This is a genomic window from Burkholderia sp. Se-20378 (assembly GCF_017104665.1).
GTDB classification, from domain to species: domain Bacteria; phylum Pseudomonadota; class Gammaproteobacteria; order Burkholderiales; family Burkholderiaceae; genus Burkholderia; species Burkholderia lata.
This window is the reverse complement of sequence record NZ_JAAGPG010000047.1, coordinates 1-21,521: the sequence shown is the minus strand read 5'-3', so window position 1 is coordinate 21,521 and position 21,521 is coordinate 1. Positions and strand designations below refer to the sequence as shown.

18 protein-coding genes are annotated in these 21,521 nt (G+C 65.8%); 2 read left to right on the top strand and 16 right to left on the bottom strand.

Translation table 11 applies throughout. From position 1 onward, the window contains the following. Positions 1-10: 10 nt before the first annotated feature. The 7 genes from G3N93_RS08840 to G3N93_RS08810 form a co-directional block, all read right to left on the bottom strand. Positions 11-2,482 carry a dynamin family protein gene (locus tag G3N93_RS08840; protein WP_206132809.1) on the bottom strand — a complete coding sequence of 824 codons (2,472 nt, stop codon included), beginning with the start codon at positions 2,480-2,482 and terminating at the stop codon, positions 11-13. Between the two features lie 299 nt (positions 2,483-2,781). Then, the gene (locus tag G3N93_RS08835; protein WP_206132808.1) at positions 2,782-5,550 is read right to left on the bottom strand and encodes a helicase-related protein; all 2,769 of its coding nucleotides are present in this window, start codon (positions 5,548-5,550) and stop codon (positions 2,782-2,784) included. Next, positions 5,547-7,568 carry a hypothetical protein gene (locus tag G3N93_RS08830; protein ID WP_206132807.1) on the bottom strand — a complete coding sequence of 674 codons (2,022 nt, stop codon included), beginning with the start codon at positions 7,566-7,568 and terminating at the stop codon, positions 5,547-5,549. Before G3N93_RS08830 ends, G3N93_RS08835 begins: the two co-directional genes overlap by 4 nt. After that, positions 7,565-8,884 (bottom strand): hypothetical protein, encoded by a 1,320-nt coding sequence (locus G3N93_RS08825; protein ID WP_206132806.1) that lies wholly within the window; start codon positions 8,882-8,884, stop codon positions 7,565-7,567. Before G3N93_RS08825 ends, G3N93_RS08830 begins: the two co-directional genes overlap by 4 nt. A gap of 68 nt (positions 8,885-8,952) precedes the next feature. Further along, entirely contained in the window at positions 8,953-10,587 is a 1,635-nt protein-coding gene (locus tag G3N93_RS08820; RefSeq protein WP_206132805.1) for an ATP-binding domain-containing protein, read from the bottom strand. A 10-nt stretch (positions 10,588-10,597) separates the two neighbouring features. After that, positions 10,598-11,617, bottom strand: a complete 1,020-nt coding sequence (locus tag G3N93_RS08815; RefSeq protein WP_206132804.1) for a YafY family protein — start codon at positions 11,615-11,617, stop codon at positions 10,598-10,600. 186 nt (positions 11,618-11,803) lie between these two features. Further along, on the bottom strand, positions 11,804-11,947 hold the full coding sequence (locus G3N93_RS08810) for a hypothetical protein (RefSeq protein WP_206132803.1): 144 nt from the start codon (positions 11,945-11,947) through the stop codon (positions 11,804-11,806). Between the two features lie 499 nt (positions 11,948-12,446). Between G3N93_RS08810 and G3N93_RS08805 the strand changes: the two genes are divergently transcribed. Together G3N93_RS08805 and G3N93_RS08800 are read left to right on the top strand one after the other, a co-directional pair. Next, positions 12,447-12,989 (top strand): hypothetical protein, encoded by a 543-nt coding sequence (locus G3N93_RS08805; protein ID WP_206132802.1) that lies wholly within the window; start codon positions 12,447-12,449, stop codon positions 12,987-12,989. Between the two features lie 246 nt (positions 12,990-13,235). Next, on the top strand, positions 13,236-13,760 hold the full coding sequence (locus G3N93_RS08800; protein WP_206132801.1) for a helix-turn-helix domain-containing protein: 525 nt from the start codon (positions 13,236-13,238) through the stop codon (positions 13,758-13,760). 319 nt (positions 13,761-14,079) lie between these two features. Here G3N93_RS08800 and G3N93_RS08795 read toward each other — a convergent pair whose 3' ends face one another. From G3N93_RS08795 to G3N93_RS08755, 9 genes are all read right to left on the bottom strand, one after another. Beyond that, positions 14,080-15,060 carry a type II secretion system F family protein gene (locus tag G3N93_RS08795; RefSeq protein ID WP_206132800.1) on the bottom strand — a complete coding sequence of 327 codons (981 nt, stop codon included), beginning with the start codon at positions 15,058-15,060 and terminating at the stop codon, positions 14,080-14,082. A 36-nt stretch (positions 15,061-15,096) separates the two neighbouring features. Continuing rightward, positions 15,097-16,074: a type II secretion system F family protein gene (locus G3N93_RS08790; RefSeq protein WP_206124107.1), complete on the bottom strand. Its 978-nt coding sequence runs from the start codon at positions 16,072-16,074 to the stop codon at positions 15,097-15,099. 33 nt (positions 16,075-16,107) lie between these two features. Next, on the bottom strand, positions 16,108-17,475 hold the full coding sequence (locus G3N93_RS08785) for a CpaF family protein (protein ID WP_174933085.1): 1,368 nt from the start codon (positions 17,473-17,475) through the stop codon (positions 16,108-16,110). Between the two features lie 18 nt (positions 17,476-17,493). After that, positions 17,494-18,702 carry an AAA family ATPase gene (locus G3N93_RS08780; protein ID WP_206132799.1) on the bottom strand — a complete coding sequence of 403 codons (1,209 nt, stop codon included), beginning with the start codon at positions 18,700-18,702 and terminating at the stop codon, positions 17,494-17,496. 22 nt (positions 18,703-18,724) lie between these two features. Continuing rightward, the gene (locus G3N93_RS08775) at positions 18,725-19,168 is read right to left on the bottom strand and encodes a TadE/TadG family type IV pilus assembly protein (protein WP_174933089.1); all 444 of its coding nucleotides are present in this window, start codon (positions 19,166-19,168) and stop codon (positions 18,725-18,727) included. Then, positions 19,165-19,698: a TadE/TadG family type IV pilus assembly protein gene (locus tag G3N93_RS08770; RefSeq protein WP_174933091.1), complete on the bottom strand. Its 534-nt coding sequence runs from the start codon at positions 19,696-19,698 to the stop codon at positions 19,165-19,167. Before G3N93_RS08770 ends, G3N93_RS08775 begins: the two co-directional genes overlap by 4 nt. A 13-nt stretch (positions 19,699-19,711) precedes the next feature. Next, a complete protein-coding gene (locus G3N93_RS08765; RefSeq protein ID WP_206132798.1) occupies positions 19,712-20,983 on the bottom strand; it encodes a pilus assembly protein TadG-related protein in 1,272 nt (423 codons plus the stop codon). A gap of 25 nt (positions 20,984-21,008) precedes the next feature. Further along, positions 21,009-21,311 carry a hypothetical protein gene (locus G3N93_RS08760; protein ID WP_174933095.1) on the bottom strand — a complete coding sequence of 101 codons (303 nt, stop codon included), beginning with the start codon at positions 21,309-21,311 and terminating at the stop codon, positions 21,009-21,011. 20 nt (positions 21,312-21,331) lie between these two features. Continuing rightward, the coding region (locus tag G3N93_RS08755) for a hypothetical protein (RefSeq protein WP_206132797.1) at positions 21,332-21,521 on the bottom strand (190 nt) is incomplete at its 5' end.

The window sequence follows — 21,521 nt, the reverse complement described above, 5'->3', positions numbered from 1 at the left end:
GGAACGGATATCAGGCCGCGACCGCTTTCCACGAGCGAATGATCGCGGCGGCATCTTTTCGGTTGTATTCGGGAAGCCCGCCAATGAACTGCTTTTCCTCGGCAATGGTTGCGAACGGCGTGTCCGGAACCAGCAGGCGGTTTGCCAGCATCGAGTAGACGTCCTTCTCGTCGTTGACCAGCGCGCCTGCAAGCCGATAGCCCCGCTCGTCGCACAGCGTCTTCAGCTCGCGCAATGCTTCGGCAATCGAATCGGATTGCTCGAGCTCGCGGATCGATTGCACGACGGCGATGATCGGATGCTTGAGCGACTTGTAGCGAATGTCGGTGCGATCCAGCGCGCTCTTCGTCGCGCCGATCTGCTGAATGTCCAGCATCAGGAAGATCACGCACGGTGACGTCAGGAAGTCGTGCACCTTGTCGAGCGCGTCCGCGTCCGGCACGGCCATCGCGATCTGGTCAAAGCGGCCCCCGTCGAAGTAGTGCGACGCGAAGCCCTCCACCCTGCCCGCATCGACGGTCAGCGCGTCGAACCAGAACCGGTTCACGAAGTCGCCAAGGCTGTCCGCGTCGTAGCCGAGCATCAGCACGCGCCTGCCGTCGCGCGAACGCCTGGCCGTCGCGCCGGTCAGCACCTGATCCCGCACATCGGGGAAGCGCCGCCGCGAGATCAGTTTCGCGAGACGCGCCATCGACGCCGTGGCCGCCGGTACGTCGATGTCGTGCCATTCGGGCTCGACGACGGGCACGGTCATCGGCGTGACGTCGGCATCCATACGCGGAGCACGGGGCGTTTGGCGCGGCTCGACCAGCAACGCCTCGAGTTGCTGCGCGATGGCCTTGCGTTGCACGATCGCGCTGGCCGCCGACATCTTCGCGAGCACGCCTCGCTCCTGCGCCGCGATTTCGTCCTTGAATTGCTTGCCGATCTGCTCGGTGCGCTTGACGACCGCTTCGACGAACCCGTCGACGAAGTCGAGCTCCTTGTCGACTGCCTGCTCGACGGCCTTTCGGAACGCATCGATATTGCGTATTTCCGTCCAGCTCTCGGTTCGTTCGTTGTAGCCCCAGTTCTGATCGAAGAAATCGACCTTGCGCTTCAACCAGCCCCAGTTGCTCGATTGTTCGGTCTTCACCGTTCGCGAGCGTTCGGCTGTCTCGAACTGGAGCGTGCTGGCGGGTCGCGCCAGCTTCGCGGCAAGGTCGATATCCTCGGTGCGCAGATTCAGGGTGGTGCAATCTTCCGCGATTTGCACATTCAGGCGCTTGTTCAACTCGCTGAGCGCCTTCACCGACTGCTTCTGCCATTTCTCGACGCTCGCCTTCAATGCATAGGCGGCGTCGATGCCGGTCGCGGTCAGCGTCGCGGCTTCGCTCCGTAGCGCAACGGCTTCGGCGGTGCGTTCGGTCGACTCGCGCGCGGCCTCCACGCGCAACCACACGTAACGCGCGGCAAGCTCCGTGCCGAGCACGGACAGCCACTCGGCCTCCTTGCGCTGACGACGGAGCACGGCGGCCTGATCGCCTGGCTTCAGCTCGCGCTCGATCAACTTGTTCAGCCAGTCATCCAGTTGCCGGCGGCGTCCGTCGGCGATCGCGGGCGCCAGCGCATCGAGCTGCCGCTGAATCAGCCCGACGCATTCGGGCATCCCGGAACGATCGTCCCATTGCTCGAGCGCCATCCTGGCCGAGACCTGGGAGATCGACACGGACGGCAGGCCCGCCTTGCCCATCACGCCGGCGACGCGCCGGCGATGCTCGGCGAGCACCTCGGTGCGACTCTTCTGTTCGTCGCCTTTCGGCCCCAGCTTCGCGACCACGCTGTCGATCATGTTCTGCACGACGACGATCGGCTTGCCGAGTTCGTCCGCCATGCACACGTAGTCGCGCATCTTCTCGTCGGAATTGGCCTTGCAGGTGGTCAGGAATACGACGACGTCCACCGTCGGCAGCAGCACCTCCAGGGTCAGCCGCTCATGGTCGTCATGGCCCGCCGCATCGAGTCCCGGCGTATCGATCAACGCAACGCCGCGCCGGAACCGGAAATCCGGCGAGCGCAGCCGGATCTCCGCGACGCCTTCGCGGTTGCCCGGATTGGTCTCTTCGTCCGCGTAGAATTTGAGCCGTTTGGTGATGGTGCCGCCGGTCAACAGCTTCGGCTTCACGCCAGGCGCGTCGAAATGGATCGTGCATTCGAGCTGTTCGCCCCATTCGCACACGACCAGGCTGTTGGAGCTCGGGCGCACCGCGCGCGGCAGCAGCTCCGCACCGAGCAGCGCATTGACGAGCGTCGACTTTCCGGAACTGGTAACGCCCAGCAGGCCGATACGGAACACGTCGTTCCGCCAGATTCGCTCGCGGTCGTTCAACCATCGATGTTCGTCGTCGAAGTAGTTGCCGACCGAGTCGTCGCTCGAGATGATGGTCCGGATCTGATCGATCACCTTGCCGAGTTCAGCGTGTCCTGCCCGCGCGCTTTGCATGAAAATCCAGTGACATGATGAAGTGAGCCTGCCGGCATCGTTCCCCCGTGCCCGGCCTGCGCGCCGGGAGTAGACGGCGGCAACGGATCTAACGGCATTTGCATGCCGATCTTTAGGGCACGAACCGATGCCGGAACCTGCAGGCAACGAAAGATAAAGCGGGCTTTGGACAATTCATGTCCGGAGCCCGCGGTGGAGTGAATGCAATGTGCGTGGCGCGTGATCGGGGCGCGCCGCCCGGCGCGGGCAGTCGCACACGGATGCCCGCGCCGGGCAATTGCATGCCCTGGCAGACAGCGTCAGCCGCGACGCTCCTGTCCGGTATCGCGCGCCCCGAACTGGTCATCGTTCTGCGCCGTGCGCTGCATGACGCTGGACGGTTCGGCAGTGGATTCCGGCGGCGGCGTGAAATCCGGCGCAGCGTCGTTGATCTCGTCGATCCATGCGGCCAGCTCCGGGTGACGATCTGCCAGATTCGACGAGACGACGACACCGTGCAGCTGCGCGCGCAGATCTTCCCAGCGCTCGTGCAGCACGCGCCAGTTCACTTCGTCGTAGGTCCCCTTGAATACGACCGGGCAAAACTCGATTCGCGGGACGTCGTGCGGTTGTTCGACGTGTCTCCCGGCTTCGATCAGCGACTCCCAAAGACTGCCGAGGCGGTCGACGCGCCCGATCTGCTGCTCGACAACCGCGGGATTCCATTCCGGATGCAACAGCACCACGGTTCGGCATGCACGGTGCAGGTTGAGCCCTTCGCGCCCGACCATCGACTGCGCGACGAGCACGCGCGGATAGACATGCGCCCGATTGAACGCAAGTTGCTGCATCCGGCGCGTCTCCGGCTTCGTGTCGCCGTGCATCAGGCGGGCGAAGCCGCCCTCGGGACGGTTGAACTCTTCGTTCAGACGGTCTTCGATCGTCTTCCATGCCGCATTGAAATCGACGTCATCGAAATCCGCGTCGCCAGCGGCATCCATGTCGACCTGCTCGACGTCGCGATCGCTGGTCGCTTCGACCAACTCGATGAAGGCCGCCGCATAAGCCGACGGATCGCGCCGCTCCAGATCGTTGCCCCGTAGCGCGTGCATCGCGCGTGCGACAAGGGCACGCGGATTCGCGTCGGCACTGCCGGCGCGCCGCGTGTCGGCGGCCCGCCCGAATGCATCGAACAGATTTCTCGCCCAGGGATTCGACGTGTCGCCGGCCCAGCCCTGCTCGATCAGACTCAGCAAGTCGCCGCGATATTTTTCGCGCTCGCTCTCGAGTGCCCTGTAGTTCTGCCCGAGCGCGTGTTCGAGCTCGCTGCGTTCAAGCGCGCCGGCGCGCTTCAATTGACGATGTGCCGCCTGCACCGCAGGCCACTCGCGATCATGCAACTTGCTCTGTGGCCACGGCTTGCCTGCGTCGAGACAGGTCAGCATCTCGCGCGCATTGAGGAGATCAACCAACGCCCGCAACGGGCGCGTGAACCGGCCGAACACGAGCACCTTTTCACCGCGCCGCGTGACGGCCTCGATCGCGGCGACGGCAGCCAGGATCGCGGGATGGTCGTAAAGCGGGCCTTGTCCATCGCCAAACGGGCGCGTTGCGACGTCGATCCAGAATTGCGCGCGTTGTCGGGCCTTGTCGTCGGCGTCGGACGGCTGATCCGCCCTCACCGGTTCGGCCGACGCCTTCTGATCATGCTCCTCCTGCTTGCGATCGGCCTCGGCATCGTGTGTCGCACGATCCATCAGCGTCGCGATGCCGTGGCCGTTCCCCATCGTCAGCCGCAAACGTGATGCCATGCTCGACCAGTCGGCGTCCGCTTGCCGGCCGACGAACGACAGGGACTCGGCCGCACATACCGCCTGCTTCCACCCGTCGTCGAGCTGAGCGGTATCGACCACGATCTCGCGTTCGCGCCGATACGCGTGCCCCGGTTCGCCCGCCATTCGTGCGAACGCCTGTACGTAGCGGTCATTGCGCTTGTCGCGCCTCAGCACCCAGCGCGCGAGCGCATCGCGAAACGCCGATGCCGCCGTCTTGTAGGCGTCGCGTGCGTCGTCGTTGCCGATACATTGACGAACCCGCCGGACCGCCTGCGAATACTGCTCGATCACGTTGCCCACCGTTTCGGTATCGGCGCCGATGCGTGCCAGCGTCTGCTTCCATTGCCCGGAATCGAGTTCCACCGGTGTCGCCGTCAGCGCAATGCGCCGTGCGGACGGCGACGCGAGCACCACGTTGTCGAGCAGTCTCGACAAGCCGCTGTCGTCGCCACGGCTCTTGTGGGCCTCGTCGATGATGACCAGATCGAACGCGCCAAGGCCCGTTCCGACCGCGCGCTCGAGGGCCGGGCGCAGCGTACCGCCGCTGCGGTACGCTGCCGCGTCGTTCAGGCCCATACGGCGCCCGTCTGCCGGCATCATCTCGCCGACCAGCGTGGTCAGACGCTGCGCCATCGGCCCGTCCGCCTCCATCGACGCCGCCTCGACGATGCCGGCCACCGCACGGCGCAGGTATTCCAGTTCGCGATCGCCGCGCCGTGACGGCTGGCTACCGCGCCGGGGTTCACGCCAGCGTGCGCAGAGCGCCGGCAGCAGCCGCCAGCGCCATGCGTGACGGTTTCCGCCGAGCGACCAGTTGGCAAATGCATGCGAGATCAGTACCGCGCGTTCGTCGAACCAGGGCTTACGCAGCGCGGGATCGTCGTTTTGCCATGCGCACAAGTATTGCCAGAGACTGCGCAACAGCAGCGGCGACTGCACCTTCCCGTCTCGCAATTCCGAACGCCACTGATATCCGAGACCGGGCGGCACGAGGATCGCGACACGCCCGCCGCAATCGATCACGGCCCGCGCGACGGCTACCGCGATCCGAGTCTTGCCCATGCCGACCTCGTCCGCGATGATCAGCCCATTCTCGGGCAACCGGCGGGCAATTGCGCGCAGGCTCGCGCGCTGCCCGTCGTTCAGTCGCCAGCCGGCGGCCCGCGCCGGCTCGTCGGCCGTGGCCTGTGCGGCGTCGGCGAGGCCCATCAGCCGCGCACCGACCGCCTCCCACCCTTCGAATACGTGCTTCATCTCGTGCTCCCCAAGGGCGGCAGCATGTCGACCGCCCAAGCCTGTTCAATGGTCGTCAGTGCCGCTTCATATCGCTCACCGGCAACGCTGTTGCCGGTTTCCGCGAACACCGGCCGGAAGGGTGCTGCCCGCAACGGTGACAAGGGATTCAGCTTGAGTTCGGCAAAGGCCGTTACCCCGGCGCTGTCCGCGGCGCGAGCGAGCGTCTGCTCCAGCCTGCTGCACCACGCGGGCCAGTCCGCCACGTCGATCGCCGTTTGGCGCTGCGCGATGTTCTCGACGAGTTCCATCATCTGGCGGATGGGGTAAGTGCGCCCGTCGGCGGTCGCGACCCCGGATGCAACGGTGAGTGCCGGATCGAAGCCTTCGCCGAAGCGATCCGGCCCATCGTCGTCCGGTGCCATCGGAAAGCTGGCGAGCTGCCACCAGATTTCGTCGACGTCCAGCGACGTGAGGGGCGTCGCGGCAACCCGCCCGAACTCGTCGAGCACGGGTACGGTGGCACTGCCCGAGCCGGCCGCATCGACCCAGCGAACCTCGACTTGCCGCGGACGATCGCCCGGCCACACGAACGTATCGGCGCGCCTGACGCACGGTGCCCCGGCGGGATCGAGCACGTCCATTTGCGACAACCCGTCCATCGGTTCGGACGGGCGCAATCCGGCCGGCCCGGACGCATCGGCGTCGCACCAGGTCAACCATGCAACCGGCGCCGCCACGCATTCGTCGGGACGCTCGGGCATGTCGGCACCCGGCGTGAGCGCCTGATCGGTCTCGATGGATGCGCCGCGATGCACCGGCAGCACGTTGCCGACGACCTGCTCCGGTGGCACACCGCGCCGCGCCTCCCATTGCAATTGATCGGCGGCAAACACGACTCCGGCTTCCAGGTTGCCGCCGCGCGTATTGGCGGACGACAGGAAACCCGGCTTCGTCAGGTTGCCCGAACCCAGATAGAGCCACGCGCTCGTGCATGCATTGGAGTTGCCGCGCTCGTTCGCGGCGAACAGAAACTTGGCGTGCAGCAACCGCCGCTCGTTCGCCGCCTTGCCGAACACGGCTTCCGGCGCGTGCGCGCTTCGCACCGTCACGCCATGCTCCGCCAGTGCGGTGACCGAGCTTGCGACCGCCTGGCACGCGTCGGGATTGACGAACACGTCGATCTGACAGTTCGCGGTGATTCGACCGGCGCGCTGCAGCTCGGCGATGATCTTCAGCAGCGAAGGCGGCGCGCCACCGGCTTTGTCCGGTACCGACTCGAAGAAACCGGAGCCCATCGCGAGCCGGTTGCACGCCGCCCCACCCGCCGCACGCTCCGCCAACGCGGGCAGTTGCGTCAGCAACGGCTTGTCCCAGTTGTCGATGAAGCGAGGGCGTGCGCGACCGGCGGCCTGCTCGCACTGCGCAATCCACTGGCGCAATTGTCCATCCGCGTGCGCCGATTCCCCCGGCAACGCCCCGCCAATGGCCGAGAAGATGCGCGCATCGAAATGCGGCATGAGCCGCTCGATCATTCTCCACGCCGCACGCACGTCGGCACACGCCGTCTTCGTGTCGACGTCGCCGGCGGCCAGCGCGTCGCTGGCGACGTCGATGCTCCACACGAGATCCAGGCTGTCCTCGAGCGTCTGGCGCGTCCAGTTGCCGGTGGAGACGATCAGGCGCACGCGCCAACGCGAGGCGTCCTCCTGATGACGAAAGCCAAGCAACGCCACTTTCGCGTGCAACAGACGGAATGGACGCACCAGGCCGCTTCGCACGGGCAGATGAATCAGGCCCGGCACGTCGACCACCGTGATCAGCGGATTGCCCGGATCGAGCATCATGGCGAGCGCAACGCGGCCGCCGGCCGCTCGCCGCGCATGGGTCTGGCCTGTAAAGCGCTCCTGCGCGTCGTTGAGAAACGCCGCATCGGCCGAATAACCGCACAGCCACCCGAAGTGACCGAGATAGGCATCCGGCGCATCGAACAGTTGTGCCAGCGACGGCCGCCTGACGGCCTGTGCGTTCCCGCTCATGCGCCTGCCTCCGGGTTGCGGGGTTCGAGCCAGTGTTCGAGCTGGCCGTGCAGATCGGCATTCAGCAGGAACAGGTTCTGGATGCGATACGAGATGCCCACGGGCCAGACGATCCCCGCGCGCACCGTCGGCGCCGCTTCGTCGGATTCGGCCGGCTCCGCCGCAGCGGTCGCGCCGGCCCGAAAGGCCGGCCCCGGAACGACCTGCCCATGCTTGAAGCGCAAGACCCGTTCATCTCGCATCACCAGTGTCTCCAGGCGTTTCGTATGATCGGGATCGATACATTCGCGGCAAAACTGATTCGCGCCGACATCGTCATGTCCTTCGTCGAGGAACGCTTGCGCGGCGACGGCAAGCATCTCGAGCCGCTCCGCAACGGCATCGGGAATGGGAGTGCCGAGCACGAAGCAAGGCCGGCTTCCATTGGCCGCAATCGCGCTTTCCAGCGCATCGAGCACGGCCAGCGCTTCGTCCCGGGCACGAAACAGCCGGGCACCCGCGCGCAAGTCGTTCCAGTGCGCATCATCGATCGCGCCGGGCCGCCGGTCCCAACCGAGCGTGCGATCCTCGTCGCCCCCCTCGCGCACCGTGTTCACCCACGCGAGCGCGGCCCGGCGCCTCGCCTGCCGGGCATCCGTGTCGCCACCGCCGACGCGCAACTGCTGCGCGACCAGTTGCAGCGCATCCGGCGCCATGGGCACCAGCGGCGACAACGCATCGGCCAGCTCGTCCTTGTCCGTCAGACGCTCGCCGCGGCTCATCCAATGCACCAGATAATCCAGCACGCCGTGCGAGTAGTAGCACGGCTCGTAACGGCTGGCCTGCGCGTCGATCAGCGCAGCCCCGGTCGACGTGCAGCGGAACGCATTGAACCGGCTCGCGCCGGTCTCGACGAGACCGAGCGACGGCAGCGCCTGAACGGTCGACATGCGCATCGGCTGGCTGACATAGAATCCTGGCTTGCGTACCCGCGCGAACGTCAGGTTCTGCTGGCCGTCGAGCTTGCGAAATCCGCGCAGGCGTGCATCCTGCGCATGTCCGTTGCGGCGGAACCCGGACCAGCACGCAATCGCCTCGATCGCGTTTCCCGCTTCGATATTGGTCACCTTCAGCCGGCTCGCACGCGCTTGTTCCGCCGCGCGCACCCCGAGCGTGGCCATGAACAACTGCTTGGCGAACCACAGCCCGCCCAGCCCCGGCACCGCCAGTTCGTTGAACGCCCGCACTGACGCGCCGAGATTCAGCGTCCGCGTCCGGCGTTCAACCATCAGCGATTCAGGGCCCAATAGCCCCCACGACATCTGCATGAACGACACCCCAACGATGATGAATCCATGGCAGGGGACGCACACGTCATGGGCTGTCCCGCTCCCGGTTTAGCCCGCTACCCGATCCGCTCCATCAACATCCGTGCGGCGCGATCGGACATCACGACGATCAGCTTGACGGTCGCGCGCGTGGCGCCGACGAACAGCCGGCGCAGCGCGATCTCGTCGAATTTCTCGAAATCGACCTCGGTCAGGATCACGCACGGCGCACTTTGCCCCTTGAACCTGAACACCGATTCGAACCGCAACTCGCCGTCCCGGTAAACCGGCTCGCCGTGTGCATCGTATGTGCCGGTGAAGCTGCGCAATGTGTGCCTGCCGAGCCGGTCCAGCACGGTGAACAGCGACTTGTCTCGTCCGTGAAAACTGAGCAGCGCGATATCCGGCAGTGCGAAACCGGCCGCGAGCGCGGCATCGATCGCCTGCCGCGTCGTCTGCGCGGCACTTGTATCGGCGTAGGTCATGAGGCCGACATCCAAGCCGTCGAACGGGCTCGCCGCCTCGAATCCCATCGGTGCGCCTGCGAACGCACCGACGAAGCGCACGATGTCCCGCGGACTGCGATAGTTCGACACTGCCCTCACCTCGACCCAGCCCGGCAGCTCGACGCCGTCTCGCAGATAGAGGTTCTGCATCGGATCCTCGAGCCACCACAACCGCCCGTCGCCACGGAGCAGGCGCTCGATCGGCGCCACCCATTCCTGCAGAAAGTCCTGCCCCTCGTCGACGATGATCGTGTCGAAACGCTCGGCGTCGCTCGGAGGCGACTCCCCGAACACGCGTTCGAGCCGCTCGAACACGGCACCGTCGGAAAAGTTGAGCGTCTCGCCGTGCCGGGTTGCGGCCTGCTGACAGAGCATGTGATAGGTGAGCACCGTGGCATCGGCCGGCGCGATCCGCCGCAGATGATCGGCCAGCGGCCGGTTGAAGCACAGATAGAGCGCGCGCCGGCCGGCCTTCGACGCGTCTTCGAGCACGCGTAGCGCGAGCTGCGTCTTGCCGGAGCCGGCCGTGCCGATCACCCGCAGGCGGAACGGCCGGCATTCGATCGCACGCGCCCACGTCGCGAGGCCGCCCGAAATCCGCGTGACGATGCGAGCCGCCTCGCCGATCGTCGCGCCCACGTCCGGGATCAGTGACAACTCGTCGGCCAGGAACGCGTGAATCCGGTCGGCGCCGGGAAAGCGCGGCTCGTCGGCGGGAAGGATGGTCTGGATGATCGACGGCAGCGCGGCGCGGCGTTCCGAGTCGACGATCCGCTCCGGGTTGACGCCGGCGATTTCCGGCTGCGCCACACGGTAGTCCGGACAGTACAGCAACTCCTCGAGCCGATACCGCATCGCCCCGAACGCCGCTTTGAAACGGCCGTGCATGCCCGCGATCGTCCTGGCCAACTGCGACGACACGCTCTTTCGGGTCGCCCCGTAAACTTTGGCCAGTCCGTCGGGTGTTTCTTCGAGCGCGCCGGATTTCTGCTCGATCACCAGCACACGGCCCGATGGCCCCACGATCACGAAATCGGCCTCGCCGAAAATGGCAAAACCCTTGTCGAGCTGGGTCCAGTGCACGCCGTGGTAGACGGTGTAGCTGTCCGGCAAGCTGTCGCGCAACGTCTCGAGCGTCTCGATTTCGCGCCGTGCCGCGCCACTGACGGCAAGCGCGTCCCAGCCACTCGGAAAGATCAGTGCCATGAGTCGCCCGCTATTCGCCGTAGATCTGCGCGAGCGCACGTGCCTCGGCTGCCAGCTCGGCGCGCAGGCTCGCCGGACCCAGCACCTCGACGTTCGGTCCGAACGACCGGAGCCACCAGCGCAACCGCTGGCTCAGCATCGCGGTGCCCTGCACGAACAGCGCATCGCCTGCGCGATGTGTCGTCTGGTCGAGCGACAGCGGCGCCTCCAGCAGATGGTCACCGGCCTGGTTGACGAACTTGAGCGAAAGCGCCACTTCCTTGTCGACCATGAAGTCGAAGCGACGCTGCTGCTTGACGTAGACCTCGAGCGAAAACGACACGGGATAGTCGAACGGTTCGAGCATCGCCTCGGCGCGCCAGAGCCGGTCCATACGGTACAGCGTCGGTTCCGGCCGGCCTTCCGTGCCGCCGACCATGTAGACGAGGCCGCCCACTTCGACGAGGCCGAGCGGCAGCACGACCTTCGACTTTTCGTTGTCCGCGTTGTGGCGCGGCCGGTAAACGATCCGCAATTTGCGCTCTTCGAACAGCGCGCGCGACACCGCCGCAAAAATCTTGCGATCGATTGCCGGATAGTGCAGCGAGAAGCCGCCGCTCTCGACCGCGACCTTGGTGGTCCAGCGGGCATACTTGCGCTCGGATTCGCTGACCGGCCGTTGCAGCCGCGTTTCGGCGATCTGAAACAGCGCGGAAATCGAATCGGCAACGAGCCCCGGAATTTGCCGCGATGAAAAGCGCCGTAGCGTCTGCAGCGCGAGCGCCTCATCGAAGCTCATGATCGAACCGGCCTTCGCCGCCATTCCGCTCGCACCGGCCTTGCGCCGCCATACCGATGCCGTACCGCGCCGATCGGTCTCGACGAGGCCGCGTGCCTCCAGTTCGGAGAGACGACGCAGCACGGTCTTGATCGACGGGATGTCGGGCACGGTCTCCTGCATGCGCGAATACAGGTCTGGCGTGCTCACGTAATCCGCCTGGGTGCCGGCATCCGGCAACAAGCGCATGATGTCGCGATCGAGGTCTGGCATGGCGATCAATCCGGGCGTTGAAAATGGAACTTCAATGGTTAACGACACCTGACCCGATTTCTTGAATGCCCTCTCCTGCGATCGGAGATCTGCCCGAAAGTCGGAGATTCAGGCAACGCCGTCGGTATGCCCGCGCGACCTGAACCACTCTCCGGCAATCCGGCATGTTGGCGCCCGAAGGCGCGCTCAGCTGCCTTCAATGGCCTCCCGCCTTGCATCGGCACCCACCTTGTCGATGTATTTGACGAGTGCGGCCGTTGACAACACCCCAGCGGCGAACGCGATGGCAAACGCTGCAAGACTCTCGAGCGGTGACGGGAAACTGGTCATGTTCAATCCTCGAATGACGTTGTACGCACATCGATTCGGTCCTGCGGCCTGACATGGCGACAAAGCCTGGACCGAAGCGACGGCACTGGACCGACGCCGCTTTCAACGGAAATTCGGGCGCCGCGAAATCTCCCCGACCTTTTGTTCGGAGAGAACTTTCCGATCAGGCCGACGAACGCCTCGCGGTCAACTCCGCTCGATTGCCGTGGTGTATCCGGCTTCGTCGGTCATACGGATCGCAACATTAGCGGCGCATCGGGACAAATGGCGTCCCGATGCCCGGCCAAGGGCCCATGTCGCGATGGTTCGCGCGACATTGCACGCGCGCAACGCAAGCGCGCCGGCCCGGCACCGGACGACGACGGCAACAGCATGCGCCCTCCAGGGATTCGCGCGATCCCGTTCGGTCATGCGTGATCTGCATTTCTGCGCGGAACGGGACACATTTTGACCCGATGGAGGCACACCATGGTCATCCCTTCACTTGCGCATACAACCCATGACCCGACCCATCGGTAACCCGAACCTCGACAACGCATCGAATGCGCGCGCCGTACACGGCGACGGAGCGGCACTTCGCATTGCGTTGCGGTTGTGGGGAATCGACGAACACGACGCTCAAGCATGGCTCGCCGGACCACGATCGAGACAGATTCGACTGGATTGGCGGATCGCACGCGATCGTGCTGCCGCCGGCGCCGACATCGTCGTCCATGTCGTCAAACCCGCTGCGCGTCGGCCCGATGGATTCTGCTGGAACTGTATCGGCGCAAACGGTGCATTGAGCAGGTCGCTCGATCACGCTCGCACCGAAATCGCCCTGTTTGCCGGTGATGAAAGCGAGCTTCCTCCGCACCGCTCGGGCCACTGGGCCATCGCCGGCACGCTCGACATCCGCTCGGCGCTCGACACGCTCGGACGCTCTCTGCATGCGTCGGCCGCGCGCCTGCCCGACGGACGCATCTTCGTGCGGCGGGATCTGCTCGCACTGATCGCTACCCAGCTCGATGCGATGGTTGAATCTCATGATGGGAATCAATAGCGGGACGGCGCAGTCGCAATCGAGACCTCGTCGACAAGAATCGTACAGATACGGAATCCGAATCATCAAGACCTGCGCCGCAACGAATCGTCAGATGACGAGCACCTTGTCATGCATCAGGACACCATCTGTCCGAAGCACCGTCGACAATACCCGCTCACCCACGACAGGACACCATGCTTGCTGCCATTTAACTCGGATATCCGCCCCTTTGCATGCCCGATCTGCCATTGCAGAGAAGATGACATGAATAGCGAATCGCTTCGGCGTAACAACACGATTTCGTTTCATTCGTCGAACGATAGCGTCGCGAACACGGGGCGACCGGATGAAACCGCGATGATTCGAGCGCCGCTGAACGAATGGCCGATGTCGACGAAAATTCGGCACGTTGCCGAGTGGATGGCATGCAACTTCGCCAACCCGGTGACGGTGCGACAGGCCGCCGGTCTCGTCGCAATGAGCGAGCGTACCCTGCTGCGCAATTTCACGCGGGTAATCGGCACGACGCCCATCGCCTATCTGACGCACGTCCGACTTTCACATGCGTGCATGATGCTCGAACGCACCGCGCTTCCGATCGACTCCATCGCGCGCCGCTGCGGGCTCGGAAGCGGCGACTACCTGGCGCACCTGTTTCGCCGGCACTTCAACAGGACTGCGACTGATTATCGCAATGCCATCGCGAACGCCGGCATGCCTGCCGCGTGTCGACATGACACATGCGACGGGTCCCGGCCGCTCTCGTCCGGCGGGAAATCCGGCCGCTGACGTGAACCAAGCCCGCTCACTGGGGTGCGCGGCGCGTAAACTCGGGTTTCATCGATCCGCTTCGCGCTCGCCCGCGCCGATTCCTCGTCGCAGGTTTCTCGAAAGCAGTAGGGGGCCACCCGCGTGGGCGGTGGACTACGGCTAGTTCCATGGCCGACCATGGGTCCAGGATGCATTGACGCCGCTATGGTCAACCTGTCTCGCGGCGCCGCCTGGGGAGGGAGCCTCCATGAAGCCTGTTACCGTGCCGGCCGGCGGGGGTGGCCGGCCGGCACGCAAAACCTCGATCGACGATCTCGGTGCAACGCCGGTGCGCCGCTCACTGCCCGATGCCCACGAACGTCGGCAACAGCACACGATAGACGTGGATCATGGCCGGCCCGAGCAGCACCAGCATCAGCGCGGGGAAGATGCAGAAGATCAGCGGGAACAGCAGCTTCAGCGCGATCTTCGCGGCCCGCTCCTCCGCGCGCATCCGCCGCCGCGTACGCAGCATGTCGGACAGCACGCGCAGCGATTCGCTGATGCTCGTGCCGAACCGGTCGGCCTGGATCAGCATCGCGCAGAACGACTCGATGTCCTCCACGCCGGTACGCAGGGCGAGATTGCGCAGCGCCGTCTCCTTCGTGAAGCCGGAGCGCATCTCGAGCAGCAGCAGGTCGAGTTCGCTCGCGACCACCTCGCTGCTGAACCGCAGCTCCTCGCTCACCTTCATCAGCGCCGCATCGAGCCCGAGCCCCGCTTCGACGCACACCGTCAGCAGGTCGAGCGCATCCGGGAAATCCTCGAAGATCTTCTGCTGGCGCACCTTGACCCGTTGCGACAGCACGATGTTCGGGATGTAGTAGCCGATCCCGGCGAGCGCGACGAGGATCACCGACAGGATCGCGCGCTCGTCGCCAAGCGACGTCGTGATCAGCACCAGCAGCGCCGCGCACGGCAGCCCGAGTGCGAGCGCCGTCTTCGCCGTGAAGTACAGCGCGGCCGCGCTCTGGTTACGCCAGCCGGCATTCATGAGCCGGATGCGCAGCGGTGAATTCTCCCAACCTTCCTTGGGCACCGACAGCTTCGAGATCGGGGTGGACAGCTCGACCAGCTTCGCGACCCAGCGCGACGCCATATCGTCGCCGTCGCCGGTGCCCGCCGCGCCAGTCGTGCCCGCCCCGGCCCCGCCGGCCTGCTGGAGCCGGCGCTGGATGCTGCGCGGCGCGAACAGCAGCATCCCGATGAGCACGCCGCCGGCCACGAAGATGAACAAGCCGCCCAGCATCACGGCCTGGACCACGCTCAGATTTTGCATGACAGCCTCGCAAGGGTTCGTTATTTGACACACGCGTCAGACGCGAATGCGGACGATGCGGCGGATCCAGAACAGGCCGAACAGCATCGACACCAGCATCCCGCCGACCATCCTGATCCCCGCCGGATCCTCCCAGAGCACGGACAGGAATTCGCGGTTCAGCAGCGCCATCACCGCGGCGGTGCCGAACGGCAGCAACCCGAGAATCCATGCCGACAGCCGTCCTTCGGCCGACAGCACGCGCACCTTGTCGAACAGCTTGAAACGCTCACGGATCAGCGCGGAAATGCAGTCGAGCAGTTCGGCCAGGTTGCCGCCCGTCTCGCGCTGGATCAGCACCGCGATCACGAAGTAGCGCAGGTCCTGCACCGGCACGCGCGTCGCGAGGTTCATCAGCGCATCGTGCAGCGACACGCCGTAGTTCACCTCGTCGAACGTGATGCGGAACTCGCCCCCCATCGGGTCGGGAAACTCGTCGCCGACCATCCCGAGCGTGCTGGTGAACGAGTGACCGGAGCGCAACGCACGCGCGATCATGTCGCAGATGTCCGGCAACTGCCGCTCGAGCTTGCGCATCCGCTTCCCGCGGCAGCGCATCACGTACATCATCGGCAGGCATCCGGCGAACAGCGCGAGCGGCAGCGCAGCGAGCTGCGGCAATGTCGCGAAGCTCAGCGCAAGCCACGCGAACGCGGTGAACACCGCGCTGAGCATGATCAGCTTCGGCAGCGTCCAGTCGAGACCCGACTGCTGGATCACGAGATCGAGGCGATGCACGCGCGGTATGCGCAGCAGCAGCCGGTCAAACGGCTTCGATTCGTCGAGCATCCGCTTCTTCAGGATCGACAGCCGTTCCTGCTGGACATTGCCGCCGGCCGACATCGCGCGAATCCGCGACTCGATCCGGCGCGCGGCAGAGCCGTGACGCGCGTTCCACCATTGATAGCCACCTTCGATCGCGAGGACCACCGCGACGAAGGTGAGAATCACAAAACCGTAAAAGATCGTGTTCATGAGGCCTCCCCGGCAGCGACCGGCGCCCTGTCGTCAGTTCGTCTCGTACCGCTGAGACGGGTCGTACAGCGAATCCGGCAAATTGATTCCGAATGCCTGCAGCCGCTCGACGAACTTCGGCCGCACGCCGGTCGCGCAGAAGTGGCCGCGTACCGTACCGTCACGGTCCACACCCGTTCGCTTGAACGTGAAGATCTCCTGCATGTTGATGATGTCGCCTTCCATCCCGGTCAGCTCCTGGATGCTGACGATCTTGCGCCTGCCGTCGGTCAGCCGCGCCGCCTGCACGACCACCGAGATCGCCGACGCGATCTGCTGGCGCATCGTCTTCGGCGGCAGCGTCAGGCCGGAGACGCTGATCATGTTCTCGAGCCGCGTCAGCGCGTCTCGCGGCGTGTTCGCGTGGATCGTCGCGAGCGAGCCTTCGTGGCCGGTGTTCATCGCGTTGAGCATGTCGAGCGCTTCCGCGCCGCGCACTTCGCCGAGGATGATCCGGTCGGGGCGCATCCGCAGCGCGTTGCGCACCAGCGTGCGCTGCGTGATCTCGCCCTTGCCCTCGATGTTCGGCGGGCGCGTTTCGAGCCGCAGCACGTGCGGCTGCTGCAGTTGCAGTTCGGCGGCATCCTCGATCGTCACGATCCGCTCGTTGCGCGGAATGAAGCCGGACAGGATGTTGAGCAGCGTCGTCTTGCCGCTGCCGGTGCCGCCCGACACCAGCACGTTGATCTTCGCGCGCGACAGCGCGTCGAGCAGCTCGGCCATCGGCGGCGTCAGGCTGTGGTAGCGCACGAGGTCGTCCATCTTCAACGGATTGACCGCGAAACGCCGGATCGACATCAGCGGCCCGTCGATCGCGGACGGCGGGATGATCGCGTTCACGCGCGAGCCGTCGGGCAGCCGCGCATCGACCATCGGGCTCGATTCGTCGATGCGGCGCCCGACGCGCGACACGATCTTCTCGATCACCTTCATCAGGTGCGCGTCGTCGTAGAACGTCACGTCGGTCAATTCGAGCTGACCGAAGCGCTCGACATAGACTTGCCGGTACGTGTTCACGAGGATGTCGGAAATGGTCGGGTCACGCAGCAGCGCTTCGAGCGGGCCGAAGCCGAACATCTCGTCGTACACGTCGATCGCGAGCTGCCGCCGCTCGATGTCGTTCGCGGGCAGCCGCTCCTCGTCGAGGATACGCGTGATCAGCAGGCCGATCTCCATGCGGACCGATTCCTGCGGCATCCGCGACAGGCGCTCGAGCTCGACGCGTTCGAGCACCGCCAGGTGGATTTCGCGGCGCAGCTTCTGGTATGCGTCGCGCACCGACGAATGCGCCGGGCCGGCCGGCTCGCTGCCCGCCGCCAGCGGCTGGGCCCGGTGCAACGACATCTGTTCGCGCAATGACATGATGGTTCCCCGAGAGAGTTACATGGACTTGAGCTTCGGCGTGGCCTTGCGGCCGAAAAGCCTGGACATCAGCGGTTCGCTGCTCGCCGCGGTGTGCCCCGCACGCACTTCGCCGTCGACGAGTTGTTTCGCGCACCCCTGCAACGCACGCACGACCGCGTTGCCGCGCGCAAGCCGCGACACCGGATGCCCCTGGTTGATCGCTTCGAGCACGGTGTCGGCGTCGTCGGGAATCGTGCAGGCCGCCTGCAGGCCGAGCACTTCCTCGAGCGCGGTCCGCGTGCGGTCGCTCGCGCGCGTCGCGCGGTTCACGATCAGCCGCATCTGGTCGGTCGAGTAGCCGAGCGACACGAGGATCTCCAGCAGCCGGCGGCCGGCGCGCACGTGCGGCATCGCGGGCTGCATCACGAGCTGGATCTGGTCGCTGCGATCCAGTGCGACCATCGACAGCGGATTGATGCAGACGCCGACGTCGAAGATCACGAAGTCGTAGCGCGGCGCAGCAACGCCCAGGATCCACTCGAGCGCGTCCTCGCGCATCTCGGCGGCCTTGACCGGGTCGCCGGCACCCGCGAGCACGTGGAAGTTTTCGGTCACGTGCGCGACGCTCGCGTCGAGAAACGCGCTGTCGAGCCGCTCGATCTGCGCGCACAGTTGCGGCAGCGTCGACGGCGGGGTTTCGTCGCTGACGAGAAACGCCGCGTCGGCGAACTGCTGGTTCAGGTCGATCAGCAGCACGCGGCGCTTGAAGCCTTCCGCGATCTCGAAGGCGACATTGCTGGCCGCGAAGCTCGTGCCGGCCCCGCCCTTGCACGACATGAACGACACGATCCGCGTATCGTCGGTGTCGCGCCGCGTGCTTTGCGCGGCCGCGCGTTCGAGCGCATTGCCGAGCGCCTGCGTATCGAGCGGCCACTGCAGCACGTCGCGTGCGCCGGCGCGCATCGCGTCGAGCAGCACGTGCGGCGACGTGTCCGGCGTCACGAGGATGCAGGTCAGGCCCGCGTGCGCGCGGCAGATGCGCTCGATCGCCGACAGTTCGGACGGTTCGAGCGACGTGCCGTCGACCAGCAGGATGTCGAACGCGTCGAGCCCGTCGGTGCGATGTTCGATCTGCGACGGGCGGCCGGTCGCGCGTGTCGCGCGATAGCGTCCGCAGTCGGCCACGAGGCGCGCGATCTGCGTGAGTCGCGCGGTGTCGTCGGAAGCTACGAGGATGTTGATCATGTCGTGTGCCTCGCCTGTTCGATCAATTACAGTTGGCGCCGCCGGTCGCGGAGGTCAGGCTTTCGCGCGGCAGTGTCGTCGTGAACGGCGGCATCGTCACCGTGACGTTCACGAACGGGATCATCGTCTTGACGGTGACGTTCGTGACGCTGACGGTCACGAACGCGCACGAATTCACGTCACAGCTTGCGGGCGAGTAGTTCACCGATACGTTCGCGTTCGACAGCAGCGGCAGCAGCGATCTCACCCGCTTCACGACGCCGGCCGCATTCACGTCGCACACCACCGCCGTGCGTGCGCCGAGACGCACGGCTTCGCTCGCCGTGCTCCAGTAGAACAGCACGCGGCCGAATTCGAAGATGCCGATCAGCAGCATGATCAACACCGATGCGATCAGCGCAAACTCGACGATCGCCGCGCCGCGTTGGGCACGCCGGCGTGACAGGGGGACATGGCGCGCGCTCATGACACTTGCCTCATCACGGTAACGATGTTGTTGAAGGTGATCGACGGCAGCCCCGGGAACGCGGGGATCGGCTGGTACTGGTAGCCCTTGATCTTCACTTCGACGATGTTGATCGCGCCCGTCGCCGTTCCGCTCGCCGCGTTGTTGTTCGCGTCGTAGGTCGGCAGGTTCGCGAACTGCGACGGATCGGACCCGTCGCTGCAGCCGGTCGTGCGCTGCGCGTCGCAGATCGTCACCATCGACGTCGTGAGCCCAGGTACCAGCTCGGTGCCGGACGCGCCGCACGTCGTGCTGCCGTAGACGACGAGACACTGTGCCTGCGACACCGGATACGCGCTGTCGGTCGGCAACCAGACCGACAGGTAGCGCGCCGCGTCGCGCGTCGCCTTGGTCAGCGTCTCGAACTGGTAGATCGCGCGGCCGAACTCGGCCACACCGGTCGCGAGCATGATCATCGGCATCAGCACGAGCGCGAACTCGACGGCAACGGCGCCACGCGTGCGTGAACGGCGAAACGGAGGCTTTTTCATGATCGTCTCCCCGCTATTGAACGAGCATCGGAACCTGGGTCCCCGACGCGCTGCCGCTGCCGGGCAAGCCGTGCGTCGCGCACGGATTGTTGCCGGAGACCGACGAGCCGAGGTATTCGAGGTGCGCGACGATACCGCCTTTGCCGGGACTGAACGGCACGGGGTCGAGCATCAGCACGCAATCCCACTGCGTGACGTGCACCTTGCCGCTGGCCCCGTTCAGCGTCGAGCAGTCACCTTCCGGCGCGAGCGCGACGCGGCGATCTCCGCCGGTGGTCTGGTAGGTGCTCGCCGTCACCGTGCCGTTGGTGGCGATCCCGCTGCCCGACGGCGGCGCGCCGTCGCCCTGGTAAGGCTTGAAGGTCGTCCGGTCGGTGACGAACTGCGTGTACGCATCGCCCTTGATGCCGGCCGTTCCGGGCGGCCCGTAGTTCGGCCCGACATACGCGTAGCCGGTGAAGTCGGGCTGGCCGCTCGAGCCGTTCGCGCCGTTCGTATAGATGCCGAAGCGCGTGTTCCAGGCTCGCAGCGATGCCGACTTCAGGCCCGTCGACCCGAGGTCCGGCGGACTCGTGATGTTGCAGGTGTTGCCCGACAGCTCGCTCGCAATGGTCGGTTCGTTGGTCGACCCGTCGAGCGCGGCCCAGCCGAAGTTGCCGGGCCCGTAGGTCGTCGACGAGCCGGACAGCGACGAGATCCAGTCGCCGACGTTGTAGGACGGCGCACCGGTCGCGCGGCACACGAATACCGGAATCGCGCAGGTCGTCTGCCCGCCGCCGACGGTTGCGATCGCGCTGGCCGACACTTCCGCCGCGTTCGCGAGCTTCGTGCCCGGCAGCACGTTCAGCACCTCGATGAACCAGTGCGCGATGTTGCTGAGCGTCGCGGTGCACTGCACGTACTTGATGCTCGACGGCGTCGTGACCGCGCTCTTCGTCAGGAATGGATCGGTCAGCGAGTCGCTGAACGTGACATTCGCGTTCGTCGACATCTGCACCGACTTGTTCTGGAAAAACGCGAAATTCAGGTGGCCGGCGGCGATGCCGTCCGCCTCGGCCACCGACAGGCTGATGGCCCCGGTCAGGTCACGCGCAGCCGACAGCGCGCAGGCATCGGCGCTGTTCTGCAGTTCGCTGCGCGTGACGTACAGCTTGCCGAGATCCAGCGCGAGCCCGACGAACCCGATCATCACCGCCAGTGAAAGACCGACGATGATCGCGACGGCACCGCGCTGGCGATGCAGGCTGCGACGCATGACTTTCGGATGGCGAGCTGCGCTGTTCATGGCGTTCTCCCTGAGCGTGCCGTCGTTACTGGGTGGCCTTGCCGATGCCGATCACGAACGCATTGGCGGGCGGCACGGTTTGCTTGAACGACTTGTCGTAGTTGTCGAGCGCGGCCGCGGCGGCACCGCCGTCGACGCCCGATGGCGATGCCGACGCCGCGTGTTCGGCAGCATGCGGGTCGATGATCTGGGCCTGGGTCACGGCGCGGACCGAATCGCCGAAACGGGTGTCCCACACCGGGGTGGACGACATGCAGCCGGCAAGCGCGAACGCGAGCGGGACGGCGAGCGCCGCGCGGCGCACGAATACGAGGTAGGCGGATTTCATGAGCTTCCCCTTGGATGGTTTCAACGATCGGTAGATTCGGGTGCCGAGCTCACGCGCACGACCTGCGCATGGGCCGCCGCCGGGATCCGCTGCTTCGGCTGCCCCGACGGCTGAGCCGGCGTGTCGGGTCCGGTCGCCGCCAGGCGGGCGGCGGCGGCTTCGATACGCGCGATGCGGGCCGCGTTTGCTGCACTTGCCGCGTCATGCTGA